This is a genomic window from Streptomyces sp. Je 1-369 (genome assembly GCF_026810505.1).
In the GTDB taxonomy this organism is placed as follows: domain Bacteria; phylum Actinomycetota; class Actinomycetes; order Streptomycetales; family Streptomycetaceae; genus Streptomyces.
Genome location: NZ_CP101750.1, coordinates 778,388 through 792,649, shown reverse-complemented (window position 1 = coordinate 792,649; position 14,262 = coordinate 778,388). Strand labels below are relative to the sequence as shown.

The following is a 14,262-nucleotide window of genomic DNA, read 5'->3' as shown; positions in this document are numbered from 1 at the left end:
CCTGGAGGTGGCCGATCTGCGCGACGGCTTCGCCCAGCTTGGCAAGAGCCCAGCCGAGGGGGTCTGCTGCACGCGCCGTCAGGGCGACCTTGCGGCGGGCTAGGTGTATGGACCCGCAGGGTTGTTGACGCGGCTGATCGGTGGGTGGCCGCCGAGTGCGGTGTGGCTGCGGTGATGGGTGCCGCTCTGCCATAAGGGTTGCCCATGGAGGCGGCACGCAATGCCACGGTTGGCGCCCTCTTGGCAGGGTCTCGCCGGGTTTTACTGTCCGTAAATGATCTATTGCGGTAGGTCACAGCGCTGGGAAGATCGCGGTGGCGTAGCTCGGTCCCGTGTGGAGGGCGGAGGCGTTTGTTGAGGGGGCTTTTCGTGGTGGCTGTGGTGTCTCAGGCGGAGCGTGTGGAGCGGTTGCGGGCGCAGCTGCAGGGGCGGCCCGCAACGGGCCGGGCCCGGCGGCTGGCGACGTCGTCGCGGGATTCGGGTCTGCTGTACGGGGTGGTGCTGCGGGCAGCGGCCCGGCGGGACGCGGGCCTGGAACTGACCGACCTGGAAGCGGGGTTGCTGCGCCCGCTGGAGTACGCACTGGACGAGCAGGAGATCCGTGAGCTGGGCCGGGTGTATGCCGAGGAGGCGTCCTCGCGCAGCCTGGAGGAGATATTCCCTGCGGCGCTGGCCGGGCGGCCGGTGGCCGAGGGGTACTCCGTGGCGGATCTGCTCAAGGACCTGCCGGAGATGGGCGACGCCTCCTCGCAGGCGAACGTGCACGTGGTGGACATCGGAACGGGCGAGGAGACGGAACCCTTCGACACCGAGGAGTTCCTCCAGGGGCAGAAGGAAGCCGGCTGGGGGATCACCCTGCTGACCTCCTCTGCGCATGCCCGGCAGACTGATGACCCGTTCTATGGGCGGATCATCCTGGACAAGTTCCACTGCGTGGACGACACCAACGAGGCCACCCGGGACGAGATCTACTGGGCCCTGAGCGCGGGCGCCGATGGTGGCGCAAGGACGTCGACCCGGACCAGGGAGTACGGCTCCATCACCCAGGACCACTGGGCGACCTTCCACTCCGATCAGAATGTCCTGTTCGACGGGACCATCCATCGCGCCGTGGGATTCCACATCGCCTGCTGGGAAGCCGACGACAGCACCACCGACTTCCTCATAGCGATGGACCGCAAGCTCCGCATCGTCTCCGACGAGCTGATGCATGCTGCCGACATCATCGGTGACTTTCCCGCAGGCCAGTGGGAAAACATGGAGCAGTGGATCCAGCTGGGTGCGATGATCGCGCGCCTCATCGCCGAGCTGCTCGCCTGGCTGCGCAACGAGGACGACTTCGTCCAGGAACGCACCGTCCTCCTCGACCGTGCGGCGCTCGCCCAGCTCGCCGCCCAGCCGGACCTGACCAACCCCTTCCGGTTCCAGGGCGACGGCGGCATCTTCGACCTTTACCTCAAGTGGGCCGGGGCCCGGCCCACCAACGCCGTGACCGCGGTCAAGAAGACCGCGACGGGCACCTGGGGTGCTCCCACCCGCCTCACTTCCACCGGCGCCACCCCCGACACCCCCGCCCTGGCCACCTTCAACGGCGTCCTGCACTGTGCCGTCCGCGGTGGGGCCTACGGCAACGAGATCTACATCAGCCGCCTCCAGGCGGGCCGGTGGAGCACCTTCTCCAAGGTGTCGCAGGTGACCACTCAGCACGCCCCGGCGCTGGCCGTTTTCAACAACACCCTGTACCTGGCCTACACCGGGCTGAACAACGAGCCGCTGCTGTGGTCCTCCACCAACGGCACCACCTGGTCCTCACGGATCCAGCTGCCCGGCAGCGCCTTCAGCGGTCCCGCCCTGGGCGTACGCGACGGCTACCTGCACTATGTCCGCAGTCTCATGGGGCATCTCTACTGCGACTTCTCCGCCGACGCCCGCACCTGGAACAACCTCCACCGGGTCCCCGGCGCAGTATCCGGCAGCTTCTTTCAGACCTTCAACCCTCCGGCGATGGCCACCCATCGCGGCAAGCTCTACCTGGCCTACCAGGACCACTCGTCAAACCGGGTCGTCATCATCCCCAACACATCCGCCGGCTGGGGCACCGCGTTCGTCCACAGCGGGACAACCCTCTCCGCGCCCTCCCTCAGCGTCAGCGGTGACACCCTCCACTGCACCGTCCGCGGCATGGGCAACGGGATCTATCACAGCACCCTCACCGGCGCCAGCACCACCTGGAGCCACTTCGTACGCATCGTCGAAGACCCCGCCACCCTCTCCGGCCCCGCCGTCGGCGCCCCCGACACCGGCGAACTCCACGTGGTCTACCGCGCCGTCGACTTCTGACCGAGGGCCCCAATCCCCCAGCCCGGGACACGCCGCGGCAGCACCCCCAGCGGAACCGAAGCAGAAGAAGACGAGGACATCGACTTCGGAGACATGTTCGGCTCACTAGGTGTCTTTGAACTCTGGCCGTGAGTCGGAGACGGCTGGATGATCTGTGGCGTGGGGGCTGGCGGGACGGCTCGGCGGTATTGCCGGGAGTGTGGTGATCCGTTGCCGGTGACGATGGCGGCGGCCGCGGCGGTGTTCTGCTCAAGTCGGTGCAGGTCGCGGCGGTGGCGGAGGATGCGGCGGACACGGTTGCGGGTGGCTGCGATACAGCGGGGTGAGCAGGCGGTGTGTCCGGTGTGCGGGCGGTCGTGGACGGTGGGGGTGGAGCCGGCGAGGTCGGCGGTGTACTGCTCCGAGCGGTGCCGGGTGCGGGCCTGCAGGCAGCGGCACGCGTCGCGTTTGGGCGTTGCGGAAACGCCGTAGGCGAACGCCTCGCCCGCGTCGTCAACGCCCATTGTTGTGCAGGGCAGTTGGGCCCCGGGGCAAGTGCTTCCAGTGCTCCCGGCTCGCGCTCTGTCTGCGCCGGGCGGGCCCGCGCGAGGGTGGTCGGTGACCGGGGCCGGTGCCCCTTTCGACCGGTCGCATTCTGGGTGGCCGGGCCGGGCCCCGGTGAGGGCGGTGGTCTCCATACCGAGGTGAAGGACCGGGTCGGGAACGTCACCCGGGAGCGTTACGAACAGCTCGTCTCACAGGCCAAGGACCTGATCGCACAGGTCGCCCGCGCCCAGTTCTCCCTCGGCGACATGGCCTTGGAGATCCAGCCGATGCGGCCGGTGGGCGGGTCGATGCCCAACGGCACGGACGACCTGTTCACCGTCTCGGAGTCGTTGCAGATCTTCGCTGACGACATCGGCGTGCAGCGGAGCACGGTGGAGGACTGGCGCTACACCGCCAACCGGTGGCCCAAGGACAAGCGCAAGGTCGCCCGCCTGCTCACGGCGGTCGCCGAGCTGCGTGGGCGCGGTCCTCACCTGGAGGCGTTCTTCGGCTGCATGTACTACGCGGCCATGCGACCGGCGGAGGTCATTCACCTTCGGCTCGAGCAGTGCCATCTGCCCGAGACCGGGTGGGGGATGCTTAACCTCGCACACATCGAACGTTTCGGTGTGGCGCCGGACGGGCGGCTGTTCCGGAACCAGGCTGGCAGCTACGTGGACGCCGCCGCGTACGGCACGACGTGGGCGCGGGCACGGAAGTGCGTCCTGACGCGCACGGAACTCGCCTCCGGGCTGGCCAAGCGGCCCTACGATCTGCGGCACGCCGGGATCTCGTTCTGGCTGTACTCCGGTGTGGACCCGGCCGAATGCGCTCGCCGCGCGGGTCAGAGCATCGAGGTCCTCTTCCGCCACTACGCCAAGTTCCTGGACGGCGTCCGGGAGCAGGCCAACCGCCTCATCGAGCAGTCCATGGCGGAGTGGGACCGCGTCAGCCAGGGCGGGGCGTCTGCCGGGTGAGCCGGGATCTGGACCGGAAATAGACCGGAAGAGCTGGTCAGGAACGCGATAGCAGAGGGAGAAACTGGGAGTTACAACGCAAACCGGGCTCCGCGCTGAGCGGGCCGAGTAGAAGGCGCCTGACGGGCAAACGTCCAGGTCAGGCGCCTTCTTTCGTCCTCCTAGAAGAAGCCGAGCTTCTTCGCCGAGTACGGCACCAACAGATTCTTCGTCTGCTGGTGGTACAGCCTTGCCAGGCTGCTGACCTGCCGAAAGCCTTGCGAAGGAGACAGTGAGTGGCTTCCTGGTCCGCGAATGGTCCGGATCTTGGATCGTCGGCCGCATTCGGAACAGGGGCTCCCGCGCCGGGGGCGGAGAAACGGCACGCCCCGGTTGCTCAGGGCGCTCGTCAGGGATGTCACTCGTGCCATCCGGGCCGCGCTGCCTCGGACAGAACCCGGCGTACAGCCCGACTCGTCTGCCGCTACCTGCGGCTTTGCCACGGAAAGGGCCTCTGAACTGCGTCGGAGGCCCTTTCCGGTCTTTCGGGGGCTTGCCGCGTTACGCGGCGGAAAGTCCCTCGGAAGTCCCTCAGGCAGGGCTGAAAGTCCCTGAAAAGTCCCTGGTGCAGAGGCGCGGGGGACGCCTCTGACCTGGACCAGATCATAGTTCCGTCGATCTGGGTGTGGGTCTCCGCGATGGCGGCGTGAGGCGGGAAGGGGCGTCCGTTGCAGTATGGGCCCGAAGGTGGCGGTTGCAGGCTCCCAATTCCGGGTGAACGCCAGCAGCGTCTTGCTGTGCCCAGTAGCCTCGGGCCCATGACTGAAGAGACGATCATCGCGCTGAAGAACTACGACTGGCTCGTTCGGAACAAGGGCTTGGACGAGGTTGAGTTGCACTGGGACAGCGACTCGCTCGTCTCGGGCGAAGGTGGCTACGAGATCTCGCTGTTGACCGATTCTGGGTTCACGCCGGCGACGCGGCAGGGATCCTGAAAAGCGATTTCGTTTGGCGTGGTCTTGCGATGAGCTGGCTTGGTGGTCACGCTTGATTGCTTCTGGCCCGTACGTTCAACGGCTTGTCCACCAGGCTGCCCCAGCTCCCGTGGCTGTGGTGACAGTTGTGACGAGCCACGTGCCTATCCGTCATATGAGCAAGTGCAGTCCACCGCAGCGGAGTTCGAACTGAGGCGGCGTGCTGGTCGTACTCTTCATCGGCGTCATGCATTCAGTGGAGTGCGAAGGGACGGCGGACAGTGGATCGTTTTCTCGGAGGTGTTGCGAGCTTCCTGTCATGCGCGTAGCAAAATATCCTTCCGGCACGGCGCATTGATCTTGGTGGATAATTCGGGGGTTGTGGATAATCAGTACTTGAATACCTTCCGCTTGCCGCGTGGGGCCCAGTGTGACGGCCATGACGACACCTCGTTCTTCGGTCCTGACGGCCGACTGTCGGGAGATGCATGTGAAACGTCGGCTTCAGCGGCGACAACGGCGAATCTTGGCCGTCAAGCGTGCGGCCTTCTCGCGCCAGCTTTGGACACCGCCCCGCCCGCCTGACCTGATCATCGACCGGTCGTCAATGGCGGACGCCACCGGGCCGCCGCAGCCAGCCCTCCAATGTGGCCGACGAGCGACGGCTATACGCGCTGTCGAGGATCCTCGAGTTCGATGTGCGACGGCCGACGGCCTGGAGCCCGAGTGGCGTCACGCGGCAGAAGGCCGGTCCGAAGCGGTTTGTGCTGCTCCGTTGAGGGCGAGTATCTGTCCGCCCGCTGTCGTAGGGGCGTGCCACAGTTGAAGCCGATGGTCGCCGGGGGCGCGGCTTGAGGGAGGGGCGCAGGTGCCGCAGTTAGATGGTTCCGGCACGCTGGGGTCATTCGATCTTGATGGCCTGGTAGTTGGCGATCGGCTAAGATTGTTCAATTTCACCCAGCGTGACGATGGTGCGTCGTATCTGTGGGTCTTGCGGGCGATGAACCAACTGCGGACGGTTCACCAGGTACAGGTGCACACGAGCGACGTGGCGGCAGTGCTGGGGGAGCTTGCTGCCAACCACGCTGATGTTCCTGCCATTGCGGATCTCAATTTGCGGGCGATGCTGGATGTCCTGTCCGGGGATCGGGACCGCGAGCGGGAGGGCGCCCGGGTGCTGTGCCGGGTGGAGGACGCCGCTCGGGCGGGAAGCCTGGCCGCGTATCGAAACCGGCAGTCTGTTTATCAGTTCACGGAGATCGGCTACCGGGCCTATATGGCGGTGGAGGATGTGCTCGGCGCGCGGGTGGAGGACGCGAATCTGTCCCGGCTGGTGTTCGCTGACATCCTGTCCGATCTGAAGGCCTTGGCCGCGGCGAACCTCAGTGCCGACCGGGAGGAGATCTACCGCAAGCTCTCCCGGCTGGACAGCGTGCTGGATGACATGGCCCGTCGGGCCGCACGGTTCTATCTGACGTTGAATGACGTGGCGCGGACTACGGACATCTCTCCGGAGACGTTCCTGCGGCACAAGCACGCCCTGCTGGCACACATGAGTGATTTCTCCGCCGAGCTGGAGCGGTACGCGCCGCGCCTGGCTGACGCGGTCCGCGCGGTGGAGGACAGCGGGATCGAGACGCTGCTGGAGCGGGCGGCGGAGGCGGATGAGCGGCCGATGATGCGGCCGGAGGCCCGCCAGGAGGACTGGCGGCGGCGCTGGGTGGGGCTTCACCAGTGGTTCTTGGCAAGTGAAGTGGCGGATTCGAAGGCGGAACAGTTGCAGGGGGCGACGCGTACGGCGATCTCGGGTGTGATCGCGTTGCTGCGGCAGGTCACCGAATCGCGGCGGAGCGGGGTGAGCCGCACGACGCAGCTGCGGCATCTGGCGGCCTGGGTCGCGGGGGCGCCGGACGAGCAGGCGGCGAACGCGCTGATCGCTGCGGCATTCGACCTGCGGTCGGCCCGGCATCTGGGCGGGGCCCATGACGATGGTGAGCAGATCTCGTCCCGTTCCACGTGGTGGGACGCTCCTGGCGTCGAGGTGAGCATCAGCTTGTTCCGGCATGGCAAGCGGCCCTCCCCTGGGGGGCCGCAGCCGATCCGTACGGAGCACGGGGCGCGCGCCCGGCTGCGGGAGAAACAGCGGGCAGTCCGGGCAGCTGAGCGGGCGGCGGCCGAGCAGCTGCTGGAGCACGGTCCCCATGAGCGGGTGCTGGACGAGGCCGAGACCCGGGCGGTGCTGAAGCTGCTCACCCGGGCGTTAGAGGCCCGGACCGCGGTCGCGGGGCAGCTGCGGTCGGCCACCGGGACGAGCGATGTGATGACGCTGCGGCTCATCCCCAGCCAGACCGGCAGTCGGCTGCGCACTGTGCACGGCACGCTGGTGCTGCCCGGCTTCACGCTGGAGCTCGCCCCCGCCGGACCAGTTCGGCGCGGCGCGGTAGAGGCGGGCTGATGGCCACCGTTCACCGGGTCGCTGCGGCGGTGGAGCCGGCGCAGCTGGGCTCGTACCAGGAGGCCGCCCGGCTGGTGTTGCTGCACAGTGTGATCAGCGAGGGCCACCCTCGCCCTGGGGCGCTGGCAGTCGTGCTGCGCTGGGCGGACGAGCTGGCTGAGGACTTCCGCTCGCTGTTCGGCTACACCCTGCACACCACCGCCCGGCACGCGAGGCTGATTCGGCGTCTGGATGTGTTCGATGGCAGCCAGGCGATCGTGGCGGCCAACAGCGGCCGGAGGCCGTTCGACCGGCGACGGTTGGCGTACCTGTGTCTGGTGCTGGCGTGCCTGCACGGTTCCCGAGTCGAGATCGCCCTCGCCGACCTGGTAAAGGACTTCAGTCCGCACGCCAACGCCATCGATCACCTCGGCTTCGACCCGACCGCCCCTGGGCACAAGGACGCCATCGTGGACGTCATCGACTGGCTGGTGCAGTACGGGGTGCTACGCGTCTCGGACGGTTCGACCCAAGCCTGGGCCCGCGATCCGGATCGCGGAGACGCCCTGTTCGACATCGACCATGAGCTGTGCAGCGCACTGTTCCGTCCCGGCAAGCCCCTGCAGCACCTGACGAGCGCCGCCGGATTGTTGGAGATCCCGGCCAGCGGTGTCGGCCGCGATGCCCGACGCCGGCACGGCGCGCAGCGGGCGCGCCGCGCCGTCATCGAGCATCCGGTGGTGTACTTCGCCGACGCCGATCCGGAGACCGCCGCCGCACTGCGGCAGCCCACACTGGCGGAGGATTTGGTGCGGCTGACGGGGTTGCAGATCGAGCGCCGGGCCGAGGGCATCATGCTCGTCGACACCACCGGTCACTTCACCGACAGGCGCTTCCCGGGCCGTGGCGGCGCGGTCAACCGTACGGCCGGGCTGCTCCTGGCCAAGATCGCCGACCTGCAGGAAGACCCCGACCGGTCCCGCGAGCTGAAGCGCATGCGACCGCCGGATCCCATGGAAGAGCACGCCGACCTGCTCGCCCGTATCGACCTGGCGCTGCCTCACGCCGGAACTCTGGACGCTCTCGCGCTGGACGCACCCACAGCCGACAGCGGCGCTTCGCCGGAAAGAGTCGAAGCCGATGACGCGGTGGCCGAGCCGCTCCGGGTCGTGGAGCTCCCCCTGGTCGAAGACGCCCGCCTGGTCGAGATGATCAACGCGCTTTATGAGGAGTTCGGTCCGGCCTCGTTCACCAACAAGTGGCAGGCCGACCCGCGTGGTCTGCTGACCGAGGCACTCGTCCTCCTCGCCGATCTGCGATTGGTGCACCCGGTGCCCGGCGGCGTGCTGGTCCGCCCGGCCGCCGGCCGCTACCGCAACATCACCGCCGTCCTGCCCCATCCGAAGAGCGACGGGCAGTTCGCATTCGACTTCTCCGCTGCGGAGGACACCTTCTGATGACGATGCTCGCCGAGCCCAGTCCGTCTGGCGACGCTCCGACCGTCCGCTTCAAGCCCACGCGCGCCGGGATCATCGGCCTGTGGGACTACCGGGACGAGGAGTTCGTCTTCGCCGACGGCCGTCTCGTCCTGCGCGGCCACAACGGGTCGGGCAAGACCAAGGCGCTGGAGGTGCTCTTCCCTCTGGTCCTCGACGGCAGCATCGACCCGCGCCGGCTGGATCCGTTCAGCGGCGAGGAACGCACGATGAAGTCCAACCTGCTCTACCGGGGCCAGGAATCGGCATACGGGTACGTGTGGATGGAGTTCACCCGAACCACCGCTGACGGCGAACTGCTGGAGGCGGTGACCGTCGGCCTCGGCTTGCTGGCTCAGAAGAGCAAGGAACGCCCGGGCCGCTTCTTCTTTGTCTCCGATGGCCGGATCGGCGTGGACTTCGGCCTGCTTACCGCCGACTCCCGCCCGCTTCGCAAGAAGGAACTGGAGAAGCTCCTCGGCCCGGACGCTGTCTGCAAGACGGCCACCGAGTACCGGGAGGCCATCGATGACCGCCTGTTCGGCCTGGGCCGTCAGCGCTATGCCCAGCTGATCAACCTGCTGCTCCAGCTGCGCCGCCCGTTGCTGGCCAAGGACCTCGACCCGGACAAGCTCTCCGACACCCTGACGGCCGGGCTGCGGCCAGTCGACGATGCCCTGATCGCGCAAGCCGCACGGGATTTCGAGAACCTCGCCGAAATCCAAGCCGTCCTGGACTCCCTGACCAAGGCCGACGGGGCCGTCCAGGACTTCCTGCGGGACTACACGGCCTACCTGCGGGCGCACGCCCGGGACCGCGTCGAGCAGATCAACGCACGCTGCGAAGCCACGACCGGTCACTGCGACAAGATCGCCACAGCTGCCCAGGACCGACGTGCGGCGGACGCGGCCCTCCAGGCCGCGAAGATAGACCGGGACGAGGCAGCGGCGAAGCGTAAGAAGCTCGGCGCCCACGTGGAAGGGCTGCGCAACCACGACGCGCTGAAGCAGGAGGTCGGGCTGCGAGAGCTCCGTGACCGCGTCCGTGGCGAGGGCAAGGACATCGCCGGCACCGAAAGTCGCCTGGAGAAGATGCGGCAGCGCGTGGCCCGTCTGACATCTGAGGCAGACGGGGTCGAGAAAGGGCTCGATCGGCTGCGTGGAGCTGCCGACCGGCACACGCAGACTCTGTTGTCGGCAGGGCAGGCCGCCAGTCTGGTCACCGACGACGACCCGCTGGACCTCACCGATGAGCTTCTGACCCACGTCGAGAGCCGGGCCACGGTACGCCGCCATGACATCGGTGAGGTACGCGGCTACCTGGACGCGGCCGAACGCGCTGCCCAGGACCAGCGCCGTGAACAGGACCGGTTCGACGCCGCCGACAAGGAGGTCACGGACTACGACATCGCCTGCACCCAGTCCGCCGACATTCTCGCCGCCGCCCGGTCCGATGCCGACGCCGAGCTGCGGAAGATGATCGACCGCTGGACGGGCACGGACCCGACCGCCGTCCTCATCCCCATGGACGCACCAACTCTCGTCGACGCGCTGGAAGCCGTCGGCGAGCCCGATGCGCCCGCGCTGCCCGAGGTCTTCCGTTCACTCACCGACGAACGCCGAACCAGCGCTCTTTCCCAGCAGGAATCCCTCAAGCGCCGCCATACCGAGACGCAGGGGCAGCTCGCGGCGGTCCGCGCCGAGCGCGCGCAAGTGGCCGCCGAACGAGATGACGCTCCTCCCGCCAGCGACTTGCGCCCGGCAGACCGTAGCGGTCGTGCCGGCGCCCCGCTGTGGCAACTCATCCGCTTCGCCGACCACGTGCCACAAGAGCAGGCCGCGGCGGTGGAAGGTGCCTTGTACGGGGCGGGGCTGCTCACAGCCTGGCTTCACCCCCACGCTGGCGCCACTGTGCAGGCCTTCACCGATAGCGAGTCCGACGGCTACCTGCTGCCACTGCCCGCTGCCCAGCGTCCCACCGGCCAGACCCTGGCGGATGTCCTCGTCCCTGAGGAACAGCCCCTCGTCCCGACCGAAGCCGTTGCCGCGGTCCTGGCCTCGATGCGTCTCACCGACGACCTTTCCCCCGACATCGGCGAGACTCCCGCGGTAAGCAGCCGAGCGCAGTTCACCCTGGGGATCCAGCTCGGCGCTCACCCGAAGGCTCGGCCCGAGTACATCGGCGCCACCGCTCGCGCCGCCCGGCGCCGCGAACGCCTGCACGCCTTGGACGAGACGATCAGCGCGCTGGAAGACGATCTCGCCGACCTGGTCGCCGCGCAGCAGGCCGCCGCCGAGACCGTGGCGGACTTCGACACTGCTCGCCAGCAACTGCCGCCCACGGCGTCGATCGCCAAAGCCGTTCGTGACGTCGAGGTCACCGCCGTCCAGCTCGCCGGCGCCCGGAAACGGAGGGACGCGGCACACCGGGCCCTCGATCTGGCCATCGCCAATACCCACGACAAAGAGCGCCAGTTGCGCCGCGCCGCCACAGCGACCGGCCTGCCCGCCCAGCGCGAAGCACTCGCCGACGTCGAACGCGCGGTCAACGATTTCGTCACCACCAGCAATGACCTCCACTCCACGCGATCCACCATCCGCGGCACCGAGAAAGATCTTGACGACCGCCGTGCGAGCATCGCCGAGCAAAGCCAGGACTATGCCGAACAAACAGAGGCGCTGAGCACTCGCAAAGCCGACCATGAGGCCTTGGTGGAACGCCTGCGCACCGAGGAAGCGCTACTGGACGCTCCCTTGCGCGATCTTCAAAGGCAGCTCGAGGAAGCCCAGAGCGCGCTGGAGGAAGCCAATACGGCCTACGACCAGGCCGACGCGGAGGCCCAGGCGCAGCAGACTCGCCTCACCACCGCCGAGAACGCCCTGGAGCACATCAGCGAAGCCCTCACCACAGCCCTGGACGAACAACTGCGCACCACGGCCGGCCTCAAGCCGTACACGCGCCCCGACCTGCTTCGGCTGCTGGAAGCCCCCACCGACACCCCCTGGACGCCCGTCAGCGCGTGGCCCACCGCCGAACAGGCCGCCGCCCAGGTGATCACCCTGCTCACCGCACACCCACCGCAGCTGTCCCCGGATGACGCCGCCCGCAGCGCCCTGCCGTCCACCACGGTCACGCTCCTGGACGCCGTCGATACCGCCACCCACGGCCGACGGGCCACCGAGAACGTTCTCAAGACCACCACCACGAAGATCTCGACCGCCCTGACCGACCTCGAAAACGCGCTCGCGGAATCCGATCAGGGCTACCACCTGGAGTGGGAACCGGACGGCGACATCATCCTCGCCCGCGTCTCCGACGCCGAAGGGCCCGACCCCGTCGCCGAGTTCGGTCGCCGCCTGGCCGAGCAGGTCGCCGACCAGCACATCCTGCTGGAAGACCGCGAACGCACCGTCATGGAAGACGCCCTGCTGACCGGACTGGCCCAGCAGATCCATTCCCGCACCATTGAGGCACGCAACCTGGTCAAGGCCATGGACGCCGACACCCGCGCCAAACCAATGTCCTCCGGCACCACCGTCGGCATCCGCTGGGTGCAGTCCGACGCGCTCACCGACGAACAGCGCGCCGTCAACCAGCTGCTGAAGAAGGACGCAGCCGCCCTGGGCCCCGCCGGACTGGCCGAACTGCGCTCCCTCCTACGCGCCCAGATCCGCGCCGGCAAAGCACGCGACCGCCGCAAGACGTACCAGCAGATCATCGCCGACGTCCTGGACTACCGCTCCTGGCGCACCTTCGAACTGCTGCTGTCCCGGCCCGGCGAGAAGGAGGAAAAACTCACCCGCTCCAAGCACAGCGAGATGTCCGGCGGCGAGAAATCCGCCTCCATCCACCTTCCGCTGTTCGCCGCCGCCCACGCCCAGTACGGCTCCGCCCACCCCACCTGCCCCCGACTGATCGCCCTCGACGAAGCCTTCGCTGGCATCGACGAGCAGTACCGCCCCGATCTGCTCGCCCTGACCGTCAAATTCGATCTCGACCTGTTCATGACCGGCCACGACCTGTGGGTCACCTATCCCACCGTTCCCCGTATCGCGCACTACGACATGAACTACGACAAGGCCAGCCACACCGTCTCCGCCATGCTCATGCTCTGGGACGGACAGCAGATCCTCGACGACCTCGGCTATCCCGGATCCGATGAACTGGCTGCCTCCCTTCTCGGCTTCACGCCCAGCCGGCATGCCCCCGCCGCTGACGGCCTGCTCGCCGGCCTGGACGACCACGCCGCCCCAGATGATCAGCCGGACGAAGAAGCGGACGAGGCATGACCACCCCTGTGACAGCCAGTGAGCGCTACCTGCAGCCCGAATACGCACGCCTGCTGGCAGCCGCACGCCGCTCACTGGAACGCACCGGCGGACGCCTCGACGGCACCATCAGCGTCAGCGCACCGAACGACGCCGAACGCGAAGCCCTCATCGGTCTCACCGGCACCTACCGCCCACCCGGCACCGCAAAGATCACTGTTCGGCTCGCCGGCCTCGACGCCGCCATCCGCACCGCCACCGAGGCCCCGCTCGCAGACCTTCTCACCCAGGCCGGCGGACCGCTGCGCAACCGCCCCGCTGAGAAGTCTGCCCTCCAGCACACCCGCACACAGATCCTCGCCCAAGCCGAGGCCAGCCCACTCCACGCCAGACACCCCTGGTACCGGGCCTGGTTGAGCGACCTGGCAACCGACGGAACAGTTACCACCCTGATCAACAAAGGCGACACACCAGCACTCGCCCGCGCCATCCGGGTCCTGGAACACCTCGATGCCCGCCCCGCCGACACCCCGCCGCTCATGCTGCCCGCCCTTGCCGAGACCGCTACCGGCGACACAAAAGCCCTCAACCACGGCCGCGGCCCTCTGCCCAACCTCGTCCTACGTGCCCTGACCCACGCCCACAGCGTCCCCCTACCGTCCACCGCCGAAGAACGCCGGGAACTCTGGGACGCCTTCGATGTCATCGTCGACGACCTCGCCAGCCGCGTCCTCGTCCTCAACCTCCCCGCCCACGGACAGGGTCTGGGCGAATGGCTCACCGGCGCCGCCACCTACGGAACCCCCTTCCACATCACCCTCCACCAACTGGTCACCCTGCCCATCACGGTCAACCTGCGCAGCGTCTACGCCTGCGAGAACCCAGCCGTCCTGCGCCGCGCCGCACAAGAACTCGGTCCCGACAGCCCGCCGCTAATCTGCGCAGAAGGCCGACCCTCCACCGCTTTTCATCGCCTCGCTCGCGCCATCACCTTCGGCGGCGGAACGCTGCTATACCACGGCGACTTCGACTGGCCCGGCATCGACATGACCAACCAGCTCATCACTCGCCACAACGCCCGCCCGTGGATGATGACCGCAGCCGACTACAACACCGGCATCGCCCAGGACGACGACCACATCCGGCTCCGGGGTAAGCCGCAGCCCACACCATGGGACCCGGAACTCGCAGCGGCCATGAAACACGCCGACCAGGCACTCTACGAAGAGGCGGTCGCCGATGCCCTACTCGATAGGCTGACTGTACGTAGGACTGGAAGGTGACCGTCGG

Annotated in this window: 7 protein-coding genes; all 7 read left to right on the top strand. The window is 67.9% G+C overall.

The genetic code is table 11. The features are described from left to right. Window positions 1-372: 372 nt before the first annotated feature. The 7 genes from NOO62_RS03530 (at window position 373) to NOO62_RS03500 (ending at window position 14,255) form a co-directional block, all read left to right on the top strand. Complete coding sequence (locus NOO62_RS03530) at window positions 373-2,340, top strand: hypothetical protein (RefSeq protein ID WP_268769414.1); 1,968 nt, start codon at window positions 373-375, stop codon at window positions 2,338-2,340. Window positions 2,341-3,023: 683 nt separating this feature from the next. Further along, on the top strand, window positions 3,024-3,842 hold the full coding sequence (locus tag NOO62_RS03525) for a hypothetical protein (protein ID WP_268769413.1): 819 nt from the start codon (window positions 3,024-3,026) through the stop codon (window positions 3,840-3,842). Window positions 3,843-4,639: 797 nt separating this feature from the next. Beyond that, on the top strand, window positions 4,640-4,816 hold the full coding sequence (locus tag NOO62_RS03520) for a hypothetical protein (protein ID WP_268769412.1): 177 nt from the start codon (window positions 4,640-4,642) through the stop codon (window positions 4,814-4,816). A gap of 847 nt (window positions 4,817-5,663) precedes the next feature. Next, window positions 5,664-7,250 carry a TIGR02677 family protein gene (locus NOO62_RS03515; protein ID WP_268769411.1) on the top strand — a complete coding sequence of 529 codons (1,587 nt, stop codon included), beginning with the start codon at window positions 5,664-5,666 and terminating at the stop codon, window positions 7,248-7,250. Continuing rightward, window positions 7,250-8,686: a DUF2398 family protein gene (locus tag NOO62_RS03510; protein ID WP_268769410.1), complete on the top strand. Its 1,437-nt coding sequence runs from the start codon at window positions 7,250-7,252 to the stop codon at window positions 8,684-8,686. The genes NOO62_RS03515 and NOO62_RS03510 overlap by 1 nt, the downstream gene beginning before the upstream one ends. After that, window positions 8,686-12,993, top strand: a complete 4,308-nt coding sequence (locus NOO62_RS03505; protein ID WP_268769409.1) for a TIGR02680 family protein — start codon at window positions 8,686-8,688, stop codon at window positions 12,991-12,993. The genes NOO62_RS03510 and NOO62_RS03505 overlap by 1 nt, the downstream gene beginning before the upstream one ends. Beyond that, window positions 12,990-14,255, top strand: coding sequence for a TIGR02679 family protein (locus NOO62_RS03500; RefSeq protein WP_268769408.1), 1,266 nt, complete (start codon window positions 12,990-12,992; stop codon window positions 14,253-14,255). The genes NOO62_RS03505 and NOO62_RS03500 overlap by 4 nt, the downstream gene beginning before the upstream one ends. Window positions 14,256-14,262: the final 7 nt, after the last annotated feature.